The organism is Paraburkholderia flagellata, from assembly GCF_021390645.1.
In the GTDB taxonomy this organism is placed as follows: Bacteria; Pseudomonadota; Gammaproteobacteria; order Burkholderiales; family Burkholderiaceae; genus Paraburkholderia; species Paraburkholderia flagellata.
Window position 1 is genome coordinate 1,364,062 of sequence record NZ_JAJEJT010000001.1, and the last position, 22,026, is coordinate 1,386,087.

The 22,026-nt window shown below is 63.3% G+C and carries 17 protein-coding genes and 8 tRNA genes; 21 read left to right on the top strand and 4 right to left on the bottom strand.

Translation table 11 applies throughout. The annotated features are described in order from the left end of the window. Window positions 1-60: 60 nt before the first annotated feature. Window positions 61-645, bottom strand: a complete 585-nt coding sequence (locus tag L0U83_RS05945; RefSeq protein WP_158757625.1) for a peptidylprolyl isomerase — start codon at window positions 643-645, stop codon at window positions 61-63. 59 nt (window positions 646-704) lie between these two features. Further along, complete coding sequence (locus tag L0U83_RS05950; RefSeq protein WP_233881377.1) at window positions 705-1,421, bottom strand: tetratricopeptide repeat protein; 717 nt, start codon at window positions 1,419-1,421, stop codon at window positions 705-707. Window positions 1,422-1,706: 285 nt separating this feature from the next. On the opposite strand from L0U83_RS05950, the gene cysS reads away from it, so the two are divergent. The 7 genes from cysS (at window position 1,707) to L0U83_RS05985 (ending at window position 9,611) form a co-directional block, all read left to right on the top strand. After that, window positions 1,707-3,104 carry a cysteine--tRNA ligase gene (gene cysS / locus L0U83_RS05955; RefSeq protein WP_233881378.1) on the top strand — a complete coding sequence of 466 codons (1,398 nt, stop codon included), beginning with the start codon at window positions 1,707-1,709 and terminating at the stop codon, window positions 3,102-3,104. A gap of 47 nt (window positions 3,105-3,151) precedes the next feature. Next, complete coding sequence (locus tag L0U83_RS05960; protein ID WP_233881379.1) at window positions 3,152-4,036, top strand: DNA-3-methyladenine glycosylase family protein; 885 nt, start codon at window positions 3,152-3,154, stop codon at window positions 4,034-4,036. A gap of 128 nt (window positions 4,037-4,164) precedes the next feature. After that, window positions 4,165-5,136, top strand: a complete 972-nt coding sequence (locus L0U83_RS05965; protein WP_028204107.1) for an acetyl-CoA carboxylase carboxyltransferase subunit alpha — start codon at window positions 4,165-4,167, stop codon at window positions 5,134-5,136. 41 nt (window positions 5,137-5,177) lie between these two features. Next, window positions 5,178-6,608: a tRNA lysidine(34) synthetase TilS gene (gene tilS, locus L0U83_RS05970; protein ID WP_233881380.1), complete on the top strand. Its 1,431-nt coding sequence runs from the start codon at window positions 5,178-5,180 to the stop codon at window positions 6,606-6,608. A gap of 495 nt (window positions 6,609-7,103) precedes the next feature. After that, window positions 7,104-8,354 (top strand): aspartate kinase, encoded by a 1,251-nt coding sequence (locus tag L0U83_RS05975; RefSeq protein WP_233881381.1) that lies wholly within the window; start codon window positions 7,104-7,106, stop codon window positions 8,352-8,354. Window positions 8,355-8,567: 213 nt separating this feature from the next. Further along, a tRNA-Ser gene (locus L0U83_RS05980) sits at window positions 8,568-8,661 on the top strand. Between the two features lie 602 nt (window positions 8,662-9,263). Continuing rightward, the gene (locus L0U83_RS05985) at window positions 9,264-9,611 is read left to right on the top strand and encodes a hypothetical protein (RefSeq protein WP_233881382.1); all 348 of its coding nucleotides are present in this window, start codon (window positions 9,264-9,266) and stop codon (window positions 9,609-9,611) included. 135 nt (window positions 9,612-9,746) lie between these two features. Here the strand turns inward: L0U83_RS05985 and fabI are convergent, their stop codons facing one another. Further along, window positions 9,747-10,535 (bottom strand): enoyl-ACP reductase FabI, encoded by a 789-nt coding sequence (gene fabI, locus L0U83_RS05990; RefSeq protein WP_158757633.1) that lies wholly within the window; start codon window positions 10,533-10,535, stop codon window positions 9,747-9,749. A gap of 107 nt (window positions 10,536-10,642) precedes the next feature. Between fabI and L0U83_RS05995 the strand changes: the two genes are divergently transcribed. The 5 genes from L0U83_RS05995 (at window position 10,643) to L0U83_RS06015 (ending at window position 17,225) form a co-directional block, all read left to right on the top strand. Continuing rightward, window positions 10,643-12,577, top strand: coding sequence for an extracellular solute-binding protein (locus L0U83_RS05995; protein WP_373321007.1), 1,935 nt, complete (start codon window positions 10,643-10,645; stop codon window positions 12,575-12,577). 27 nt (window positions 12,578-12,604) lie between these two features. Continuing rightward, entirely contained in the window at window positions 12,605-13,642 is a 1,038-nt protein-coding gene (locus tag L0U83_RS06000) for a microcin C ABC transporter permease YejB (RefSeq protein ID WP_233881384.1), read from the top strand. Window position 13,643: 1 nt separating this feature from the next. Then, window positions 13,644-14,750 (top strand): ABC transporter permease, encoded by a 1,107-nt coding sequence (locus L0U83_RS06005; protein ID WP_233881385.1) that lies wholly within the window; start codon window positions 13,644-13,646, stop codon window positions 14,748-14,750. Continuing rightward, window positions 14,747-16,366, top strand: a complete 1,620-nt coding sequence (locus L0U83_RS06010; RefSeq protein WP_233881386.1) for an ABC transporter ATP-binding protein — start codon at window positions 14,747-14,749, stop codon at window positions 16,364-16,366. Before L0U83_RS06005 ends, L0U83_RS06010 begins: the two co-directional genes overlap by 4 nt. A gap of 160 nt (window positions 16,367-16,526) precedes the next feature. Continuing rightward, window positions 16,527-17,225 carry a C40 family peptidase gene (locus L0U83_RS06015; protein WP_233881387.1) on the top strand — a complete coding sequence of 233 codons (699 nt, stop codon included), beginning with the start codon at window positions 16,527-16,529 and terminating at the stop codon, window positions 17,223-17,225. A 99-nt stretch (window positions 17,226-17,324) separates the two neighbouring features. Here L0U83_RS06015 and L0U83_RS06020 read toward each other — a convergent pair whose 3' ends face one another. Then, window positions 17,325-18,269 (bottom strand): patatin-like phospholipase family protein, encoded by a 945-nt coding sequence (locus L0U83_RS06020; protein ID WP_233881388.1) that lies wholly within the window; start codon window positions 18,267-18,269, stop codon window positions 17,325-17,327. Window positions 18,270-18,756: 487 nt separating this feature from the next. On the opposite strand from L0U83_RS06020, the gene gltX reads away from it, so the two are divergent. From gltX to L0U83_RS06065, 9 genes are all read left to right on the top strand, one after another. Next, complete coding sequence (gene gltX / locus L0U83_RS06025; RefSeq protein WP_233881389.1) at window positions 18,757-20,178, top strand: glutamate--tRNA ligase; 1,422 nt, start codon at window positions 18,757-18,759, stop codon at window positions 20,176-20,178. Window positions 20,179-20,424: 246 nt separating this feature from the next. Continuing rightward, window positions 20,425-20,500: transfer RNA gene (locus L0U83_RS06030), tRNA-Ala, on the top strand. A gap of 55 nt (window positions 20,501-20,555) precedes the next feature. Further along, window positions 20,556-20,631, top strand: a tRNA-Glu gene (locus tag L0U83_RS06035). 75 nt (window positions 20,632-20,706) lie between these two features. Further along, a tRNA-Asp gene (locus L0U83_RS06040) sits at window positions 20,707-20,783 on the top strand. A gap of 71 nt (window positions 20,784-20,854) precedes the next feature. After that, a tRNA-Glu gene (locus L0U83_RS06045) sits at window positions 20,855-20,930 on the top strand. Window positions 20,931-21,009: 79 nt separating this feature from the next. After that, window positions 21,010-21,086: transfer RNA gene (locus tag L0U83_RS06050), tRNA-Asp, on the top strand. Window positions 21,087-21,144: 58 nt separating this feature from the next. After that, a tRNA-Glu gene (locus L0U83_RS06055) sits at window positions 21,145-21,220 on the top strand. A gap of 79 nt (window positions 21,221-21,299) precedes the next feature. Continuing rightward, window positions 21,300-21,376, top strand: a tRNA-Asp gene (locus tag L0U83_RS06060). Window positions 21,377-21,556: 180 nt separating this feature from the next. Next, entirely contained in the window at window positions 21,557-22,021 is a 465-nt protein-coding gene (locus tag L0U83_RS06065) for a GNAT family N-acetyltransferase (protein ID WP_233881390.1), read from the top strand. Window positions 22,022-22,026 lie beyond the last annotated feature (5 nt).

Consider the following 22,026-nt stretch of genomic DNA (forward strand, 5'->3'; position numbering starts at 1 on the left):
GGGTTGAGGGCGGCGTTGCCGCCCGGTTAGTCGATGATGACCTGGCGTGTTGCCGGCGTTTTACTTGCCGACGACGGTAGCCGACTCGATCACGATTTCCTTTTGCGGCACGTCGGCCATCGGGCCGCGCGAGGTGGTGGGCGCCGCTTCAATCTTCTTCACGACGTCCATGCCCTGCGTGACCTTGCCGAACACGGCATAGCCGTTGCCGTCCGGGTTCGGATAGTCGAGGCCGGCGTTGTCGACGGTGTTGATGAAGAATTGCGCGGTGGCTGAATTCGGGTCGCTCGTGCGCGCCATCGCGATCGTGCCCGTGAGGTTCTTCAGGCCGTTCTTGCTTTCAAGCGCAACTGGCGCGCGCGTGGGCTTCTCGACGAAGCTTTGCGTGTAGCCGCCGCCCTGGATCATGAAGCCGCGAATCACGCGATGAAAGATCGTGCCGTTGTATTGGCCAGCCTTCACGTACTGCAGGAAATTGTCGACGGTCTTCGGCGCTTTCTCCGGATAGAGCTCGACGCGAATGTCGCCTTCACTGGTCTTGAAGAGCACTTGCGGATGCGCGGCGGCCGGCTGGCCGTTTTGCGCAAAGGCGGGTGCGTTCGCGATCAGGGCGGCGCTGCCGAGCGCCAACATCAACCATTTCATGAGTATCCTCGGAAGTGCGGGAAAAACGTGTCGTGGCGCGCAAGGTTGCGCGCCACGTGTTAGTTCGACGGCGCCGCGTAAGGCGGCAGCGCCAGCGACCCCGTTGGGCCGCCAAACTGGTACGCGGGGTTGGTGAACGCGGGCACGAGGGCCGACGAGCCTGCTGCCGATGCGCCTTCTGGCGCTCCCGCTGCGGCGTTTGCTTTCTTCGGAGCGGGCGGCGGCGAGATGATCTTCGCGATGTCGGCCTGGCGCTGCGACGTCGCGCCGCTCGCGTGACCGAGCGTTTGCGCGCGGCGGTATGACGCGTCGGCCAGACGCAGGTACAGGTCGCCGAGATTTTCCCACGCGAGTCCGTACGACGGGTTCGCCTTCACAGCCGTTTCGAGTGCGACGCGCGCCTCCTCGTAGCGGCCATGCTTTGCGTAAAGCGCAGCGAGATTGTTGTAAGGCTCGGGCAATTCGGGGTAGAGCTGCGTGAGTTCGGTGAACGCCTCGATCGCGTCGTCGTCACGGTTCAGCCGCGCGAGAATGGTCGCGCGCTTGAACTTCGCCTGCACGTCGCGCGGGTTCGTCTTGATGCGTGCGTCGAGCTGGCTGAGCGCTCCAGCCCAGTCTTGCTGGCTGATTGCGGCGTCGGCACCTGGCGTGGCATCGGACGTCGGGGGGGGCGCGGCATGCGCGATGCTCACGCTGCACAGCACGATCGCGACGCTCGAGAGAGCCGACGCGGCAAGGGTCGCAGCACGGGGCGCGCGGCCGCTGGAAGGTTTCATAGGGTGAGGTCGCGGTGTTATACTCCGAGCCATTCTAACAAAAGGTCTGTGCGTTTTCGTCGCGCGCTTTGTCCCTCGCCCGTTTGTTCGCGTTATGTTCGCATTACGGGCGCTTGCGCGAGTCGCCGGGCTTTCCAACGCCACTCGTGGTCGTCTCCGCTGAGAATAGCAACCTGTTTGCAGTCCGGACGCCGACAGACAGCAGCCTGAGCAATGCGGGCATCACCCGCTGGCTGCGGTCGGCGCCGCCGCGGATTTCTTTCGACCCACGTATCCATCGCCTTTATGGAATCACTGCGCATTTACAACACGCTCGCGCGTGACAAGCAAAATTTCGTGCCACTCGAGCCCGGCGTCGTGCGTATGTACGTCTGCGGGATGACGGTGTACGACTATTGTCACGTCGGGCATGCGCGTGTGATGGTGGTGTTCGATGTCGTGCAGCGCTGGCTGCGCGCGCTCGGCTACAACGTGACCTACGTGCGCAACATTACCGATATCGATGACAAGATCATTCGTCGAGCGGTGGAAAACGGCGAGACGATCAAGCAACTCACCGACCGTTTCATCGCAGCGCTGCATGAAGACGCGGACGCGCTCGGCATCGAGCGTCCCGACCATGAGCCGCGCGCGACGCAGTTCATCCCGCAGATGCTCGATATGATCGGCAAGCTCGAGCGCAACGGCTACGCTTACCAGGGCGCGGACGGCGACGTGAACTACGCGGTGCGCAAGTTCGCGAACTATGGTGAGCTCTCCGGCAAGTCGATCGAGGACCTGCGCGCGGGCGAACGTGTGGCGACGAACGATGCCAAGCAGGATCCGCTTGACTTCGTGTTGTGGAAACAGGCAAAACCGCAAGAGCCGGCCGACACGAGCTGGGACTCGAAGTACGGACGCGGACGCCCGGGCTGGCATATCGAATGCTCGGCCATGGGATGCACGCTGCTCGGCGAGCACTTCGACATTCATGGCGGTGGCATGGACCTGCAGTTTCCGCACCACGAGAACGAGATTGCACAGAGCGAAGGCGCGACCGGCAAGACGTTCGTCAATACGTGGATGCATAACGGCTTCGTGAATATCGACAACGAGAAAATGTCGAAGTCGCTCGGCAACTTCTTCACGATCCGCGAAGTGCTGGCGAAGTACGATGCCGAAGTGGTGCGCTTCTTCATGGCGCGCGCGCATTACCGCTCGCCGCTGAATTACAGCGACGTGCATCTCGACGACGCGCGCAACGCGCTCACGCGTCTTTACACGGCGTTGAAGGACGTGACGCCCGACGCGGGCGAGCTTGACTGGAATGAGCCGTACGCACAGCGTTTTCGTGCGGCAATGAACGACGACTTCAACACGCCGGTGGCGATCGCCGTGCTGTTCGAACTCGCGAGCGAGGTGAACCGCACGCGCGACGCAGTGCTCGCGCGTCAGTTGCAGCGCCTCGCACGCGTGATCGGGCTGCTCGTGCGCGAGCCGCGCGTGTTCCTGCAACAGGCTGCGGGCGCACAAGATGCAGGCGCGCTCGACGTGGCGGCGATCGAAGCGAAGATCGCGGCGCGCACGGCGGCCAAGCAGGCGAAGCAGTATGCGGAGGCGGACCGGATTCGGGCCGAACTGCTCGAAGCCGGTGTCGCGCTCGAAGACAAACCGGGCGGGTTGACCGAGTGGCGCCGCGTGTAAGCGGGCTGTCCAGTTTCCACTGATCGATTCGCGAGGCAGGAGGCAGGATGGCAACGGCCACGAAGACGCAGACCAGGCGGTCTGCGTCGCTAACGGGCGGAACTGCGGGCGCTACCGCAGGTGCAAAGCGTGCGCTCAATGGCGCGGGCGGCAAGGCAGCAACAAAGCCGGCGACGAAGACGGCGCGTGGGAAGGCAAACGGCGCGTCCGCATCGCACGAGGCGCTCGACGGCGCGGCGATCGAGGCCGCTCTCTCCAATGGTCCTGCGGCGCTCGAAGCCGTGGAGCCGGCGGCGAATGCGCTCGGCGATCTCGAATTCGAAGTGCAGCGTCCCGACTATTGGGACAAGGCCTGTGCGGACCTCGTCAAGCGCGACCGTATTCTCAAGAAGCTGATTCCGAAGTTCGGCCCTGTGCATTTGCTGAGCAGCGACGACCCGTTCGTTACGCTCGCGCGTTCGGTGGTCGGCCAGCAGATTTCGACGGCGGCGGCGCAAGCGCTCTGGCAGCGTGTGGAAGCCGCGTGCCCGAAGCTCGTGCCGCAGCAGTTCCTGAAACTCGGTCACGAAAAGCTCGCGGCGTGCGGGCTCTCGAAACGCAAGACGGAATACATTCTCGATCTCGCGCAGCATTTCGTTTCGGGCGCGCTGCATGTCGGCAAGTGGACGTCGATGGACGACGAGGACGTGATCGCGGAACTCACGGCGATTCGCGGCATTGGCCGCTGGACTGCTGAAATGTTCCTGATCTTCAATCTCGCGCGCCCGAATGTGCTGCCGCTCGACGATCTCGGTCTGATCCGCGCGATCAGCGTCAACTATTTCAGTGGCGAGCCGGTCACGCGCAGCGAAGCGCGCGAAGTCGCGGCCAACTGGGAGCCGTGGCGTACGGTCGCGACCTGGTACATGTGGCGCAGCCTCGAGCCGTCGTAAAGCCTGAGCCAGTCATCATTTATTAAGAAAAATCCTATCGATCCAAGAAATCGATAGTTCTTAGCCGATTTCGGCGCGGGCTGGCGCGGTTAGAATACGCGCTGCCGCAAAGTGAAGGATTCCCACACATGAAGACCACGTTTCTGGATTTCGAACAGCCGATCGCTGAACTGGAAGCGAAGATCGAAGAACTGCGCTTCGTTCAGGACGATTCGGCCGTCGATATTTCGGAAGAAATCGAGCGGCTGTCGAAGAAGAGCCAGCAGCTCACGAAGGACCTCTATGCGAACCTGAGCCCGTGGCAGGTTTCGCAGATCGCGCGTCATCCGCAGCGTCCGTACACGCTCGATTACGTGCACGAGCTTTTCACCGATTTTCACGAACTCCATGGCGACCGTTCGTTCGCGGACGACCTTTCTGTCGTCGGCGGACTCGCGCGCTTCAATGGCCAGGCTTGCATGGTGATCGGTCATCAGAAGGGCCGTGACACGAAGGAGCGCGCCGCGCGCAACTTCGGCATGCCGCGCCCGGAAGGCTATCGCAAGGCCGAGCGCCTGATGCGCCTCGCCGAGAAGTTCGGTTTGCCCATCTTCACGTTCGTTGACACGCCGGGTGCGTACCCTGGCATTGGCGCGGAAGAGCGTGGCCAGTCGGAAGCGATCGGCCGCAATCTCTACGTGATGGCCGAACTCAAGACGCCGATCATCACGACGATCATCGGCGAGGGCGGTTCGGGCGGCGCGCTCGCCGTCGCTGTTGCCGACACGGTCATGATGCTGCAGTTCTCGACCTATTCGGTGATCTCGCCGGAAGGCTGCGCTTCGATCCTCTGGAAGAGCGCCGCGAAGGCGCCCGAAGCCGCGGAAGCGCTGGGCCTCACGGCGCACCGCCTGAAGGCGCTGGGCCTCATCGACAAGATCGTGAACGAGCCGCTCGGCGGCGCGCATCGCGACCCGAAGGGCATGGCTGCGCTGCTGCGCCGCGCGCTCGCCGACTCGCTGCGCCAGTTCCAGGGCATGAGCATCGCCGACCTGAAGCAGCGCCGTTTCGAGCGCCTGATGGCCTACGGCAAGTTCAAGGAAACGACGCCGGGCGCGTAAGGCGCGCGACGTCAACGTTCCTCGACGTCTGCGGTCGTGCTGTGACCGACCATCCCGAATCCGACGCCGGGCGCATCGTTCTCGATGCGCTCGGCGTTGTGCTTTCCGCGCTTCCCAACGACGCACGCATCGCGATCGCGTATAGCGGCGGGCTCGACTCGTCCGTGCTGCTCGATGCCGCGGTGCGTGCGGCCGGGACAGCACGCCTGATCGCGTTGCACGTGCATCACGGACTGAGCCCGAACGCCGACGCATGGCTTGCTCATTGCGAGGCGACCGCGCGCGCGTACGGCGTGACGTTCGACGCGAGGCGTGTAGAGTTGGCACGCGACGACGCGGCCGGCGTCGAGGCGGCCGCCCGCGACGCCCGCTATCGCGCGCTTGACGCAATGTGCGCGGCGCACGGCGTACAGACGCTCTGGCTCGCGCAGCATGCGGACGATCAGGCGGAAACGGTGCTGCTGCAGTTGCTGCGCGGCGCGGGGCTCGCCGGGCTCGCGGCGATGGCGCCCGCACGCGCGAGCGTGAATGGCGCGGCACGCATGCGGCCGCTGCTCGCTTTGTTGCGCACGCAACTGGAGCGCTATGCGCGTGCGCATGGCCTGCAGTGGATCGAGGACGAGTCGAACGACGACACGCGCTACGCACGCAACGCGTTGCGTCACGACGTGATGCCGACGCTCTCGGCCCATTTCCCTGGTTATCGCGACGCGCTCGCGCGTACGGCGGCGCATGCGGCTTCTTCGCAGCGTCTGCTCGACGAGCTTGCCCGGATCGATTTACGCGACGTTGGTCGCGATGACGCAAGCGCACTTTCGCACACCGCGCTGCTCGCGCTCGACGACCCGCGCGCGCTCAATTTGCTGCGCTACTGGATGCGCTCGCTTGGCCTGCCGGCGGCATCGACGGCACGGCTTGCGGATATGTTGCGGCAGTTGCGCGAGATTGCGCGCGATGACCTGAGCGCTCACGCATTGCGCGTCGATCATGCCGGACACCGCTTGCGCTCGTATCGCGGTGTCGTCTCGTGGGAAGCGGTACGCGCACGCGAAGAGCGCGCAGGCGAGAGCGCCCCACATTCGCGCGCGGCTGTGTCGTTGAACTGGCGCGGCGAGGAAATCTGGCGCCTGCCATCATGGCGCGGAACCTACGTTTTCGCGCCTGCCGCCCCCGACGATGCCGACGCCGTTCCCGAGCACGTGCTCGCGAGCGCGCCGCTCATCGCGCGCGAGCGCAGCGGCGGCGAGCGTTTGCGCGACGACGCCGCGAACGTGAGTCGCACGCTCAAGAACCTGTTCCAGACGCGCGGCGTGCCCGCATGGGAGCGCGACGTGCCGTTGCTCTTCGCGGGCGAGACGCTGCTGTTCGTGCCCCGTATTGGCGTGAACCGCTCGGCGTTCGGTGCGGCGCAAAGCGAACCGGGCGCGGCCTGGCGTCGCATCGAATGGCGCGAAGATTTACTGATCGCTTGAAGTTGCGCTCGCCGCTGAGCCGTGAAGTTGCGCTCGCCGCTGAGCCGACCCGTCGAATGGCGATCGTTCCCCCGCAAATCCTTGCCGCGCAAGCCTTTTTCGCCTGGCGCAAGCTTGTTTCATCTTGTAATTTTGACGTCAATCGGGTAGTGTAAGTCGTTTGTCCAGCCCGCTTTTTCGCGTTCACGGACGCCGTCAAAAGCGGCGTGTGCCATGAAGGCGCGATTTTTCCTTCGAGCGGTATCCGACGATTGCAGGGACGTCGTAGCGGCATGCGGGCAGGGCGCAAGTGCAACGCACAGGCAGGCACAAGCGCGCATCGATACGTTTCGACCCAATGCGGCACGATGCCGATACGATGCGCCGGCCTTCGCGCCCCTGAGGGCAAAACCCGCGCGTGCTGCACGCGCTGAAGCCGTCGCCATGGCCATAAACGTCCGGGCGGCCCAGTCCTTCGGTGCGCCAGCGCGGTAACATCTCCAGTTCAGAACGACAATGGCACTCATCGTACACAAATACGGCGGCACCTCGATGGGCTCGGTCGAGCGCATCAAGAACGTCGCCAAGCGCGTCGCTAAATGGCACAAGGCCGGCCACAAGATGGTCGTCGTGCCCTCGGCAATGTCCGGCGAAACCAACCGCCTGCTCGGTCTCGCGAAAGAAATTTCGCCGCAGCCGAACCCGCGCGAGCTCGACATGATTGCGTCGACCGGTGAGCAGGTGAGCGTCGGCCTCCTCTCGATCGCTCTGCAGGAAGCAGGCGTCGACGCCATCAGCTATACCGGCTGGCAAGTGCCGGTCAAAACCGACAGCTCGTTCACCAAGGCCCGCATCAACGACATCGACGGCGAGCGCGTGCTGAGCGACCTCGACGACGGCAAGGTGGTCGTGATCACGGGCTTCCAGGGCATCGACCCGGAAGGCCATATCACCACGCTCGGCCGCGGCGGCTCGGACACTTCGGCGGTCGCAGTCGCAGCCGCGCTGAAGGCCGACGAATGTCTGATCTATACGGACGTCGACGGTGTCTACACGACCGACCCGCGTGTGGTCGACGACGCACGCCGTCTCGATCGCATTACGTTCGAAGAGATGCTGGAAATGGCCAGCCTCGGCTCGAAAGTGCTGCAGATCCGCTCGGTGGAATTCGCGGGCAAGTATCAGGTGAAGACGCGTGTGCTCTCCAGCCTGACCGACCCGATGATGAATCTCGCCGAGGAAATGTCCTCGGGCACCCTGATTACTTTTGAAGAAGACGAGACCATGGAAAAAGCAGTCATCTCGGGTATCGCGTTCCAGCGCGACGAGGCCCGCATCGCCGTGATGGGCGTGCCCGACAAGCCGGGCATCGCGTATCAGATCCTCGGCCCGGTGGCGGACGCGAACATCGACGTCGACATGATCATCCAGAACCAGAGCGTGGCCGGCAAGACGGACTTCACGTTCACGGTGCCCCGCGGCGACTACCAGCGCGCCATGGATGTCCTCAACAACCAGGTGAAGGGTCACGTGAACGCCGAGCAGGTGCTGGGCGATCCGAAGGTATCGAAGGTGTCGGTGGTCGGCGTGGGCATGCGCTCGCACGTGGGCGTGGCGAGCAAGATGTTCCGCACGCTCTCGGAAGAGGGCATCAACATCCAGATGATCTCGACCTCGGAAATCAAGATCTCGGTGCTGATCGACGAGAAATACATGGAGCTGGCGGTCCGCGCGCTGCACAAGGTGTTCGACCTCGAGCACGCGTAAATCGCGCTGCGTTTGCACTGCGTTCGCGTTGTATGACGCAGATGTGACGCGGTTTTTCCGCTTGATTCTGATTCGAGATGCCGCGCACGACATTCGTTGTGCGCTTGCAGAAAAAACTTTGCAAAAAAGCGTCGTATGAATTGACCGGAAGGCGCTAACCCGCTATTATCTTGGCTTCGTTGCGCTGCCTCCCTGGCGCGAACGAAGTTTTCGGGAGACGTGGCCGAGAGGTCGAAGGCACTCCCCTGCTAAGGGAGCATCTGGGCCAAAACCTGGATCGAGGGTTCGAATCCCTCCGTCTCCGCCAGTAATGGCGGCGAAACCCCGCAAGTCTCGGCTTGCGGGGTTTTTGTTTTTTGGCTCCCATCACGCGAAAAGCCAGTGTTCGAACGGGGCGTTCATTGCCCCTTTCCGCCGTCTCGACTGATCCATTATTGACTCGCGATTTTTCCGGGCCGTTTGATCAGGAATGCGATGGATCCCTATCTGCCAGAAAGGCGATAGGGGGTTCCACTCCGGTTTCGTGTGCAGCGCTTCGTGAGAGAGTGTTGCGTACGGAAAGTGGTTCGTAATCCGAATGAAATGGAGCTTGTCGCGTGCATGCCGCACCCATGACCCAAGGTGCTGCTGACGCCCGCACGCTTTGGCGCCAGCGGTGATATCCTCCGCTGCGCCGTCGTTCGCCTCGTTGTTCATGCTCACAGCAAAAGCGGGACGCGAGATGCACGCGCCTGATCCGCGCATTCGCATTGCGTTGCGCGCCACAAGCCTTCGCGCGCGTGTAACGAGACGTAACGACATCGAACGCAGGCCAGGTTTGTGCATCAGTTATTACAAGTTTGAAATACGCCGGCCAAAGCCGTGCGTTATATTGCTTTCAACAAAACATCAAACCCGAAAGGTGAGTCCATGAAGTTCCCACGTGTTGTTGCAATGCTGCTCGGGGGCGTAGCTATCGGCGCATCAAGTGCTGCTATGGCTGGCGTGAGCGTTGGTGTCAACATCGGTATTCCGGCCCCGGTTTATGTTGCTCCGCAGCCGGTCTATGCGCCGCCCCCGCCGCCGGTCGTCTATCAGCCGGCTCCCGTCTATGCGGTGCCGCCGGCTATCGTGATTGGCTGGCACGGCGATCGTTACTGGGACGGCCGCCGCTACTGGGGGCGCGACGACTGGTATCGTCACCACGGCGGCTACGATGGTCCGGGCCGTGGCCACTATGACCGCGACCACGGTGGTCCTCCGGGACACTGGCACTAAGCCGCGAGGCTTGTTGCTGGCGTGATGCGTGTGAGACAGCTTACGCGCCGCGCCAAGAGAAAAGCCGCCCATTGGGCGGCTTTTGCTTTACTGCCGTTGCGCGCGCAACGAGGCGCGTGTAACGCGAAGGCAGGCTTACTCGAGTCCGGCCATTCCGCCAACCACAGCGTTGAAGCCCGAGTCGACGTGCATGATCTCGGCGGTTACGCCGGCTGCCAGATCGGAGAGCAGGAACGCGGCAGAATTGCCGACCTGCTCGATGGTCACGTTACGTTGCAGCGGGGCGTTTTGCTCGACGAAGTCGAGAATCTTGCCAAAGCCCTTGATGCCGCTTGCCGCAAGCGTCTTGATCGGGCCAGCGGAGATGCCGTTCACGCGCACGCCTTGCGCGCCGAGCGCCACTGCGAGATAACGCACGCTCGCTTCGAGTGCGGCCTTCGCGACACCCATGGTGTTGTAGTTCGGGATGGCGCGTTCGGCGCCGAGATAGGTCAGCGTCAGCAGCGAAGCGTTCTGGGCGAGCATCGGCTTGGCGGCCTTGGCGAGCGCCGGGAAGCTGTACGCCGAAATATCGTGCGCGATACGGAAGTTCTCGCGGGTCATGCCATCGAGAAAGTCGCCCGCGATCGCCTCGCGCGGCGCGAAGCCGATCGAGTGGACGAGGCCGTCGAGGGTGTCCCAATGCTGCTTGAGGTCGGTGAAGAGCGCTTCGATTTGCGCGTCGTCGGCCACATCGCAGGGGAACACGAGATCGCTGTCGAATTCTCGCGCGAACTCGGTGATGCGGTCCTTGAAGCGGTCGCCAACGTACGTGAACGCCAGTTCCGCGCCTTCGCGCTTGCATGCCTGCGCGATGCCGTACGCGATCGAACGGTTCGACAGCAGGCCGGTCAACAGAATACGTTTGCCAGCGAGGAAGCCCATGAATTCTCCTAAATCAGGTCGTTGCGCCCGGCGCCTGTAGGGGGCGCCGCGTGGTTTGGGTAGAATTCTCTCACAACTGACAAGGCAGTCCGGACAATTACCGATCTATGACGACAGGAACGCGAGGCAGGACGGCGCACGGCGCGCTTGGGGCAACCGTTCCTGCGGCACGCCTCGTGCCTGGAAAAAGGCTGGCGGCCATCTGTCTGGCGCTCGCATCCGGGCTGATGGCCATGCCATCCGCGCATGCGGTCTACGCCATCGCGCAGTATGGCGAGCCCAAATATCCGCAAGGATTCGCTCACTTCGATTACGTGAATCCGGATGCGCCCAAGGGCGGCACGCTCGTCCTCGCCAATCCCGACCGTCTCACGAGCTTCGACAAATTCAACCCGTTCACGCTGCGCGGCAATGCGGCGCCGGGCCTCGGCATGCTGTTCGAGAGCCTCACGACAGGGAGCAGCGACGAAGTGGCGTCCGCCTACGGACTACTCGCAGACGACATCCGCATCGCGCCCGACGCGCACTCGGTGACATTCCACATCAATCCGAAGGCGCGTTTTTCGAACGGCGACCCGGTAACGGCCGAAGACGTGAAGTTTTCGCTCGATACCCTGAAGAGCCGCCAGGCCGCGCCCTCCATGCAGGCGTATTTCAGCGAGATCACGCGCGCGGTGGTGGTCGATCCCGCGACGATCCGTTTCGAGTTCCACAGCAACAACCGCGAACTGCCGCTCATTGCGGGCGGCATGCCTGTGTTCTCGCACAAGTGGGGTTTGCGCCCGGACGGCAGCCGCATCGCCTTCGATCAGCTCGCGTTCGAGCAGCCGATCGGCAGCGGGCCGTATGTGATCGACCGCTACTCGAACGGCCGCACGATCACCTACAAACTCGACCCGAACTACTGGGGCCGGGACCTGCAGGTGCGCGTGGGCACCAACAACTTCGAGCGCATTACCTACAAGCTCTATTCGGATGACGTGGCGCGCCTCGAGGCCTTCAAGGCTGGCGAGTACGACGCGCTCGTCGAATACGTGGCGCGCAACTGGGTGCGGCGCGATGTCGGCAAGCGCTTCGAGAGCGGCGAGCTCATCAAGCGCGAGTTCCCGCAGCACAATGGCACCGGCATGCAGGGCTTCGTCATGAATCTGCGCAAGCCCGTGTTCCAGGATGTGCGCGTGCGCCGCGCGCTCGACCTCGCGCTTGACTTCCAGTGGCTCAACCGCATGCTGTTTTATAGCCAGTACCGTCGCATCGACAGCTGGTTCGCGAACACGCAGTTGCAGGCCAAGGGCTTGCCGTCGCCAGGCGAGCTTGCATTGCTCGAGCCGTGGCGCAAGTCACTCGATCCCGCCGTATTCGGGCCGCCGCCGTCGCAGCCCGTTACGACGCCGCCGGGATCGCTGCGCGCGAATCTCCTCAAGGCGCGCGCGCTTCTGGCCGACGCCGGCTGGACCTACCGCGACGGCGCGCTGCGCAACGCGAAGGGCGAGCCGTTCACGTTCGAAGTGCTCGACGACACGAGCGCTTCGGCGCAGTGGGCGCCGATCATGGCGCAGTACACTCAGGCGCTCAGGCGGCTCGGCATCCAGGTGAACTATCGCTCGGTGGATTTCGCGCTCTACCAGAAGCGGCTCGACGCCTTCGACTTCGACATGACGACCATCAAGTTCCCCGACGTCCAGGTGCCCGGCGCGGAACAGGTCGACCGCTTCGGCAGCAAGGCCGCCGACGAGCCGGGCTCGGGCAATCTGCTGGGCCTGAAGTCGCCCGCGGTCGATGCGATCCTGGGGGCGCTCACGCAGGCGCAAACGCTGCAGCAACTGCTCGACGCCACGCATGCGCTCGACCGGGTGCTGATGCACGGCTACTATGTGGTGCCGCAGTGGTACAGCGCGACGCACCGCGTGGCGTACAAGAACACGCTGGCGTATCCGGCGAAATTGCCGCTGTACTATGGCGCGAACGACTGGATCATCTCGACGTGGTGGCTGAAGTCACAACCCCTGCCGCAGCCCGGGCCGCAAGCGGCTGGTCATTAACAACGGACACGACGGAAGCAACGAATCATGTGGAGCTACATCGTCAAACGCCTGCTGCTGATGATCCCGACGCTGCTCGGCGTGCTCACGCTGACCTTCGGCGTGATCCAGTTCGTTCCGGGCGGCCCCGTCGAGCAGGCGGTGCGCGAGTTGCGGCGGGGCGCGGAGCAGGGCATGCCGTTCGGCATGCGTGCGCATTCGGGCGTGGACGCGCAGCAGATCGCGCAGCTCAAGCAGCTCTACGGCTTCGACAAGCCGCCGCTGCAGCGCTATTTTCTGATGCTCAGCCGCTTCGCGCGCTTCGATCTCGGGCAGAGCTATTTCCATCACCAGAGCGTCTGGTCGCTCATCATCTCCAAGCTGCCGGTGTCGATCAGCATTGGGCTGTGGACCTTCTTTCTCACTTATCTGATATCGGTGCCGTTGGGCATCGCGAAGGCGGTGCGCAACGGCTCGCGCTTCGATCTCGTGACGAGCCTCGTCGTGCTCGTCGGCTACGCGATTCCGGGCTTCGTGCTGGGCGTGCTGCTGCTCGTGCTGTTTGGCGGCGGCTCGTTCCTGCAACTCTTTCCGCTGCGCAATCTCACCTCCGATAACTGGGATACGCTCTCGATCGGCGGCAAGATTCTCGACTATCTCTGGCACATCACGCTGCCCGTGACGGCCTCGGTGGTGGGCAGCTTTGCCGTCACGACCATGCTGACCAAGAACGCCTTTCTCGAAGAGATCCGCCGCCAATACGTGCTGACTGCGCGCGCCAAGGGCCTCTCGCAGCGCACCGTGCTCTGGAAGCACGTGTTTCGCAACGCGTTGCTGCCACTCGTGGTGGGGTTCCCGGCGGCATTCATCGGCGCGTTCTTCACCGGCAGTCTGCTGATCGAAACGCTTTTCTCGCTCGACGGACTCGGCCTGCTTTCATACGAATCCGTCGTGCGGCGTGATTATCCAGTCGTGCTCGGTACGTTGTACCTCTTCACACTGATCGGACTGCTAACCAAGCTGATTTCCGATCTGTGCTACGTGTGGGTCGATCCCCGCATCCAATTCGAACAACTGGAGCGCTGAGTTGAACCGAGTCCGCGCTGGCGCCGAACCCGAACTTCGCACCGAGAGCGTGCGCGCCTTCAAGTCGCCCACGCCCGCACGCCGCGTGTGGCTGCGTTTCAAGCAGCAGCGCCTTGGCTACTGGAGCCTGATCGTGTTTCTCGTCGCGTTCGCGGCGAGTCTTGCCGGCCCGCTCTGGTGCAACGACAAGCCGATCGTCGTGCGCTATGAAGGGCACATGTATTTCCCGTTGTTCAAGGACTATCCCGAAACTGCGTTCGGCGGCGATTTCCCCACGCCTGCCGACTATCTCGATCCGTATATTCGCCACCGCTTCGACGCGCCCGGCAACTTCGCGCTCTATCCACCGAACCCGTACTACTACGACACGCTCAACTACTTCGCGAAAGTGCCGAACCCCGCGCCGCCCTCGCGCCAGAACTGGCTCGGCACCGACGAAAGCGGGCGTGACCTGTTTGCGCGGCTGCTGTACGGGTTTCGCGTGTCGGTGGAGTTCGCGCTCGTGCTGACCGCGATCGGTACGCTGCTCGGCGTGCTGGCGGGCGCGGTGCAGGGGTACTTCGGCGGCAAGGTGGATATCATCGGGCAGCGTCTCATCGAGATCTGGAGTTCGCTGCCGGAGCTTTATCTGCTCATTATTTTCGCGGCGATCTTCGAGCCGGGCTTCGTCCTGCTGATCGTGCTGCTTTCGCTGTTCGGCTGGATCGGTCTGTCGGATTACGTGCGCGCCGAATTCCTGCGCAACCGCAACCAGGACTACGTGCTCGCCGCGCGCGCGATGGGCCTCTCGAACTGGCAGATCATCTGGCATCACGTGCTGCCCAATAGCCTCACGCCGGTCATCACGTTCCTGCCGTTTCGCATGAGCGGCGCGATTCTTGCGCTAACGAGCCTCGACTTTCTGGGCCTGGGCGTCCCTGCGCCGACGCCGAGCCTCGGCGAATTGCTCGCGCAGGGCAAGCGCAATCTCGACGCGTGGTGGATCGCTCTCTCGACATTCGGTGTGCTCGTGGCGACGCTGCTGCTGCTGACGTTCATCGGCGACGCGCTGCGCAACGCGCTCGACACGCGCATTTCCGACGCCATGAAGGCCGGAGGCAACCAGTGAGCGCCGTGCCTCAGGACATTGCCGCACCGCTCCTCTCGATCGAGCATTTGAGCGTGCGGTTCGACGAGACACTCGCCGTCGACGACGTCACGCTGGCGATCGGGCGCGGCGAGCGCGTGGCGCTCGTCGGCGAATCGGGCTCGGGCAAGACCGTGACCGCGTTGGCGATTCTGCGGCTCTTGCAGGACGCGCAGATCAGCGGAACGATCCGGCTCGACGGCGACGATCTGCTCGCTAAAAGTGAGCGCGCGATGCGCGGCCTGCGCGGCAGCGACGTCGCCATGATCTTCCAGGAGCCGATGTCGGCGCTCAATCCGCTCTATACGATCGGCGAGCAGATCGCGGAAACCATCGTGCTGCACGACGGCGTCTCGAAGAAGGCGGCCTACGAGCAGGCGGTGGGGTTGCTCGAACGCACGGGTATTGCCGAAGCGCGGCGGCGCGTGTCGAGCTATCCGCATCAACTCTCGGGCGGCCAGCGTCAGCGCGTGATGATCGCGATGGCGCTGGCGTGCCGTCCGCGCCTTTTGCTCGCTGACGAGCCGACCACGGCGCTCGACGTGACGATCCGCGGCCAGATCGTCGAGCTGCTGCTCGAACTGCAGCGCGAGGAGGCGGCGCGGCGCGGCATGTCGGTGCTGCTCATCACGCACGACCTGAACCTCGTGCGCCGCTTCGCGCAGCGCGTGGCGGTGATGGAGAAGGGCAAGCTCGTGGAGTCGGGCAGCATCGAGCAGATCTTCGAGGCGCCGCAACACCCGTACACGCAGCGGCTCATCGCGAGCCGGCCCGAGCGCCACGTGCTCCCCGTGCTGCCGATCGCGCCGGTTCTGTTGCAGACGAAGGACGTAATCGTCGACTTCGCAACCAAATTGCCGGGTTTTCGCGGCTGGTGGCAGAAAGGGCGCTATCGCGCCGTGAACGACGCGAGCATCGCGGTGCGCCAGGGCGAAACGCTCGGCATCGTCGGCGAGTCCGGGTCGGGCAAGACGACGCTTGCGATGGCGATGTTGGGGTTGCAACGAACGGCGGGCGGTGTCGTCGAGTTCCAGGGGCGGCCGATCGCGACCTATCAGGGGCGCGAGAGACTTTCGTTGCGCTCGCATCTACAGGTTGTCTTTCAGGATCCCTTCAGTTCACTTTCTCCGCGCCAGACCATCGAGCGCATCGTGGGGGAGGGGCTCGCGCTGCATCGGCCCGATCTTTCCAGCGAGGAGCGGCGCAAGCGCGTGGTCGGCGTGCTGCGCGAAGTGGGCCTCGATCGCACCGTTTTGCAACGATATCCGCACGAGTTCTCGGGCGGCCAGCGCCAGCGTATTGCGATTGCGCGCACGCTGGTGCTTGAGCCGCGTGTCATCGTGCTCGACGAACCGACCAGTGCGCTCGACGTGTCGATCCAGCAACAGGTGTTGAGATTGTTGACGGATTTGCAACGCAAGTACAACCTGGGCTACGTGTTCATCAGCCACGACCTGGAAGTGATCGGCGCGATGGCGCACCGGGTCGTAGTGATGCAGAACGGGGCGATCGTCGAGTCCGGGGAAGTCTCGAATATCTTCGATAGACCGGCCCATCCTTACACCCGAAAATTGTTGAAAGCCGCATTTGATCGCTAGGCTTTGGCGGAACTTTAGGGTGAATTTCGGTGAAATTCACCAATGAAGTGAATGTCGCGATTGAATTTTTCTATTTGTTTTGACACACAAATACTTACTGGCTAGTATCGTCCAAACTTTTCTACTAACTCCCTGATTTACGGGCAATTTCTACCGACCAATGCAGCACCGATACCTGACCCAGGCTTGCACGCGCGTCGTCGCCGGGATGTTCATCGGCGTACTGATGGCCGCAGCTCCCGGCGCGTTCGCCGACGAAGTAAGCAGCTTTAACCAGAATGCCTCATTTTCGCCGAGCAACGCGGCGAATCCGCAGTCCATCCCTGCAGTCCAGAACGCCAACCTGGCGACCCCGGCGGCGGCTCCGGCCCCGACCGAAGGCGGCGCCAAGGCGTTCCTCTCCGGCATGGCCGGCAAAGCCGGCGACGTCGTTGTCGGCGCACTCAACATGATTGGCGTGCGCTACCGCTGGGGCGGCAACTCGCCTGATTCCGGCCTCGATTGCAGCGGCTTCGTGCGCTACGTGTTCCAGGACACGCTCGGCATGTCGCTGCCGCGCCGCGCCGAAGAAATGAGCCGCGTGGGCGAGAAGGTCAGCATGAGCAACCTGAAGCCGGGCGACCTCGTGTTCTTCAATACGATGCGCCGCACGTTCTCGCACGTCGGTATCTACATTGGCGACAACAAGTTCGTGCATTCGCCGTCCACCGGCAGCACGATCCGCGTTGACGACCTCGACGACGGCTATTGGGAAAAGCGCTTCACGGGCGCGCGCCGCATCGAAACTTCGTTCACGCCGGACCAGCAGCAAAACCTCAAGCGCGTGAGCGCACAGTTCGACGCCAACGGCGGCAACTGATCGGAGTTTTGTAGCGCGCCGGTAGCAAAAAAGCCTGCTTCTTGCGAAGCAGGCTTTTTGCATTTGTGCGTCCGCTGCAGGGGCGTGCGGGGCCAGCGATCAGGCCGTCAGGCGCGCCGCGGCGAGCTTGCGCTCGAGTTCCGGCATGATGCGCGCCGCCGCTTCCTCTCCAGCAAGAATCGCCGCGTTGCGCTGCGTGAAGTCGCTGCTCGACATCGCGTTGAGGTTCGGGCGGATCACGACGTCGGCGTACTTGTCGAGTTCGTAGGTCTTGATCGTCTGGCCCATGATCGTGAAGGTCTGCATCAGAACGTCGAACTGGCTGAGCGTCGAGGCCGTTTCCGGGCGGGCCGAGATATCGACGGCGATCACGAAATCGGCGCCCATCTTGCGCGCGAACGAGGCCGGCACGGGGCTCACGAGGCCTCCGTCCACGTATTCGTGGCCCGCAATCTTCACCGGCTCGAAAATCGACGGAATGCTGCACGACGCGCGCACGGCAATACCCGTGTTCCCACGCTGGAACAGAATGGGCTGCCCCGTGCGCAGGTCGGTCGCGACGACGCCAAGCGGCCTCGCCATTTTTTCGATGGGGCGGTCGTGCAGCGTGGTGTTCAGATAGTTCTGGAGCGCCACGCCTTGCAAAAGGCCGCGCGTGCGAAACGGCATCGCCCAGTCGCTGATCGAGGCCTCGTCCATCGTCAGCGCGAGCTTGTTGAGCGCGAAACCATTCATGCCTGAGGCGTAGAGCGCCGCAACAACTGAGCCCGCGCTCGTGCCGACGACGAAGTCGACCTGCACGTTGCGCGCCTCGAGCGCCTTGATCACGCCGATATGCGCGAAGCCGCGCGCCGCGCCGCCGCCGAGCGCGAGCCCCACGCGAATCGGCCGTGTCGGCTTGCCGATGGGCGGCGGGGGCGCAGTGGTGACGGGCGGCGGGACGCTGGCGGTCTGCGTGCCCGCGGTCGTGCAGGCGGCAAGGACAGTGGAGGCGGCCGCAAGCGAAAAGTGGCGGCGGCTCAGCGAGGGCGATGACTGCTTCAAGAAAGGTTCTCCATGCGGTCCGCGTTCGTGTCCTGCGAGGAACGACGCGGTACCCCGGTCTGCTCGCGCGGGCGGCCGAGTATCTGTGTTTGCGCGCGCGGCGCCGCAGTGTGTGGTGGCGGCGCGCCGACATCATAAGGCAAAGCGCGGCCGGTTTAGCAGGCGTGCATGTAACGCGATGTGTCGGCAGATGACAATGCGCCTGCCGGGATAGCGAGCGCGCGGACATTTGCGGGAGACTCGCGTGAGACAAGCGTGGCGCTCGCAGGCGCGCGTCGGGCGTCGCCCCCGGGCCGAAGCGGTGCATGGCGGGTATAATCCCGTCTCTAATTTTCCGGATTCCCGTTCGCGCGCGAACTTGTGCGCCCCGGCGCTCCCGCGCTTGCCGCGCGGGCCGAATGCGCCGCGAACCCTGGCCGTCCGCCGCCGTGGCTGCTTTTATCGCCAGCGCCGCGCCCCGGATGGCATCGTCCTCGAGTAATCGCCCATGACTACCTCTGTCGTCCGTACCCGCTTCGCGCCGAGCCCGACCGGCTTCATCCACCTCGGCAACATCCGTTCCGCGCTTTACCCGTGGGCGTTCGCGCGCCACAACAAGGGCGTTTTCGTGCTGCGGATCGAAGACACCGACCTCGAGCGTTCGACGTCGGAATCGGTCGATGCAATCCTCGAAGGCATGCAATGGCTCGGCCTGAATTTCGACGAAGGCCCGTTCTACCAGATGCAGCGCATGGACCGGTATCGCGAAGTGCTCAAGCAGATGCAGGAGCAGGGTCTCGTGTACCCGTGCTACATGTCCACCGAAGAGCTCGATGCGCTGCGCGAGCGCCAGCGCGCCGCCGGCGAGAAGCCGCGCTACGACGGCACGTGGCGGCCGGAGCCGGGCAAGGTGCTGCCCACGCCGCCGGAGGGCGTGGAGCCGGTGCTGCGCTTCCGCAACCCGCTCACGGGCGTGGTGGCATGGGACGACGCCGTCAAGGGCCGCGTGGAGATCTCGAACGAGGAACTCGACGACCTCGTGATCGCGCGCCCGGACGGCACGCCGACCTACAACTTCTGCGTGGTCGTGGACGACCTCGACATGAAGATCACGCACGTGATTCGCGGCGACGACCACGTGAACAACACGCCGCGCCAGATCAACATCCTGCGCGCGCTCGGCGGCGAGCCGCCGGTCTATGCGCACCTGCCTACCGTGCTCAACGAGCAGGGCGAGAAGATGAGCAAGCGCCACGGCGCGATGAGCGTGATGGGCTATCGCGACGCAGGCTATCTGCCGGAAGCGGTGCTCAACTATCTCGCGCGTCTGGGTTGGTCGCACGGCGATGCCGAAGTGTTCACGTGCGAGCAGTTCGTCGAGTGGTTCGACCTCGAGCATCTGGGCAAGTCGCCCGCGCAGTACGACCACAACAAGCTCAACTGGCTCAACAACCACTACCTGAAGGAAGTGGACAATGCACGGCTCGCCGAGCTCTCGAAGCCGTTCTTCGCTGTGCTCGGTGTGGACGAGGCCGCACTTGCCAGGGGCCCGTCGCTCGAAGGCGTGGTCGCGCTCTTCAAGGACCGTGCGAACACGATTAAGGAGATCGCCGAGAGCGCGATGATGTTCTACCGCGAGCCGCAGCCGGAAGACGAAGCACTCGCGCAGCACATCACGGAAGCGGTGCGCCCCGCGCTCGCCGACCTCGCCGCAGCGCTCAAGAGCGCTGAGTGGACGAAGGAGGGCGTGTCGGCCGCGCTCAAGGCAACGCTTGCCACGCACAAGCTCAAGATGCCGCAGCTCGCGATGCCGGCCCGTTTGCTCGTGGCGGGTACGACGCACACGCCGTCGGTAGACGCGGTGCTCGTGCTGTTCGGCCGCGATGCGGTGGTGAGCCGTATCGAGAAGGGCATTTCGGCTGCAAAGTAAATTTTTTGAAGAATTTTTCGCCCGAACCCTAGCGCCCGGGCGGCAGTTCTTGTAGTATTCGGGCTCCGTTGAATACGGAGCGCGAGAGAGTTGCAAATGAGCGGTAAATAAGCAGCAAATCTCACGCAAAGAGCCGCAGAATCGGGCAACGATGTTTCAACGAAACCTCGAAGCGCTTCAAAAAACGATTCAAAAGCTCTTGACGAAAGCGAAATTGATGTTTAAAATCTCGCTTCTGTTCTGCAAGGGGGTATAGCTCAGCTGGGAGAGCGCTTGCATGGCATGCAAGAGGTCAGCGGTTCGATCCCGCTTACCTCCACCAACAGAACGCGTAGTACGCAGTAGAGTGTGGTAAAGGCATTATCTGAAAAGATCATGTCCCCTTCGTCTAGAGGCCTAGGACATCACCCTTTCACGGTGAGTACAGGGGTTCGAATCCCCTAGGGGACGCCAGACATGAGCGTCGTCAATGAGATTGGCGAGGCATCAGGTGGAAATCAACCGACATCCATCTGGCTGTGTCGAACTGGAGCGGTAGTTCAGTTGGTTAGAATACCGGCCTGTCACGCCGGGGGTCGCGGGTTCGAGTCCCGTCCGCTCCGCCAGATCTAGCCCGTTCAGAAACTGTGAGCGGGCTTTTTAGTTAAAGTGACGATTACAGGCGCAAGCCCGTGTTGTCCCCTTCGTCTAGAGGCCTAGGACATCACCCTTTCACGGTGAGTACAGGGGTTCGAATCCCCTAGGGGACGCCAAATCAAAATGCGGCGCCAGAGTAGTGTGGCGACGCCGCCAGCGGGAATCGACCGACGCCCGCAGGTTGAGCAGCAAGCTGGAGCGGTAGTTCAGTCGGTTAGAATACCGGCCTGTCACGCCGGGGGTCGCGGGTTCGAGTCCCGTCCGCTCCGCCAGATTCAAAGCCGTTCAGTAGTTGAGAACCGGTGCAGTTCCAAGGCGTATGCCTGTGTTGTCCCCTTCGTCTAGAGGCCTAGGACATCACCCTTTCACGGTGAGTACAGGGGTTCGAATCCCCTAGGGGACGCCAAATCAAAATGCGGCGCCAGAGTAGTGTGGCGACGCCGCCAGCGGGAATCGACCGACGCCCGCAGGTTGAGCAGCAAGCTGGAGCGGTAGTTCAGTCGGTTAGAATACCGGCCTGTCACGCCGGGGGTCGCGGGTTCGAGTCCCGTCCGCTCCGCCAGAACGAAGCCCGTTGGATACGTCCAACGGGCTTTTTCTTTTTCCGCAGACGTTTTTCCTACTCCCATCCCCCGTCCTTTCCCTACGCGCCATTTCCTCTTGAAGTACGGACAATCTGCGATTGCCGGCGGCCGCGCGTTATCGTAGCGTTGTCGAAACTTCGTTTCCCCCGCTTGCCGACATGTTCGCACCGAACGACATTCCGTCGCCGTTTCAGCTGCGCCGCGCCACCATGGACGATTTCGAGTTCGCGGAGACGCTCACGCGCAACAACATGGGTGGCTACTATCTGCGGCATCACCTCGTCTGGCGCGGCGATCTTTTTCTGGCGAGCTATCGCGAGTCGGAGAATTTCATCCTCGAACTCGACGGCGAAGCGATCGGCGTGCTGCGGGTAACGCAGGAGGGCGACTCGCTGCACATTCGCGACGTGCAGATCGCCCAAGGCTATCGCGGCCATGGCGCCGGCACGTTCTTGCTCGACATCTCGCACCAATGGGCCCGCGAGCGCGGCCTGCGTGAACTGCAACTGCGCGTGTTCGTCGATAACCCGGCCGCGCGTCTTTATCTGCGCATGGGTTATCGCGTGGCGGGACCGAGGCTGGCGCGCCTTGGCTCGATTCGCCACATGACGCGACCTGTCTGAACCCA

What these genes read in the sequence shown, in the direction of transcription:
- L0U83_RS05945 (WP_158757625.1), bottom strand. Translation starts at nt 645, where the DNA reads ATGAAATGGTTGATGTTGGCGCTCGGCAGCGCCGCCCTGATCGCGAAC.
- L0U83_RS05950 (WP_233881377.1), bottom strand. Translation starts at nt 1,421, where the DNA reads ATGAAACCTTCCAGCGGCCGCGCGCCCCGTGCTGCGACCCTTGCCGCG.
- cysS (WP_233881378.1), top strand. Translation starts at nt 1,707, where the DNA reads ATGGAATCACTGCGCATTTACAACACGCTCGCGCGTGACAAGCAAAAT.
- L0U83_RS05960 (WP_233881379.1), top strand. Translation starts at nt 3,152, where the DNA reads ATGGCAACGGCCACGAAGACGCAGACCAGGCGGTCTGCGTCGCTAACG.
- L0U83_RS05965 (WP_028204107.1), top strand. Translation starts at nt 4,165, where the DNA reads ATGAAGACCACGTTTCTGGATTTCGAACAGCCGATCGCTGAACTGGAA.
- L0U83_RS05975 (WP_233881381.1), top strand. Translation starts at nt 7,104, where the DNA reads ATGGCACTCATCGTACACAAATACGGCGGCACCTCGATGGGCTCGGTC.
- L0U83_RS05985 (WP_233881382.1), top strand. Translation starts at nt 9,264, where the DNA reads ATGAAGTTCCCACGTGTTGTTGCAATGCTGCTCGGGGGCGTAGCTATC.
- fabI (WP_158757633.1), bottom strand. Translation starts at nt 10,535, where the DNA reads ATGGGCTTCCTCGCTGGCAAACGTATTCTGTTGACCGGCCTGCTGTCG.
- L0U83_RS05995 (WP_373321007.1), top strand. Translation starts at nt 10,643, where the DNA reads ATGACGACAGGAACGCGAGGCAGGACGGCGCACGGCGCGCTTGGGGCA.
- L0U83_RS06000 (WP_233881384.1), top strand. Translation starts at nt 12,605, where the DNA reads ATGTGGAGCTACATCGTCAAACGCCTGCTGCTGATGATCCCGACGCTG.
- L0U83_RS06015 (WP_233881387.1), top strand. Translation starts at nt 16,527, where the DNA reads ATGCAGCACCGATACCTGACCCAGGCTTGCACGCGCGTCGTCGCCGGG.
- gltX (WP_233881389.1), top strand. Translation starts at nt 18,757, where the DNA reads ATGACTACCTCTGTCGTCCGTACCCGCTTCGCGCCGAGCCCGACCGGC.
- L0U83_RS06065 (WP_233881390.1), top strand. Translation starts at nt 21,557, where the DNA reads ATGTTCGCACCGAACGACATTCCGTCGCCGTTTCAGCTGCGCCGCGCC.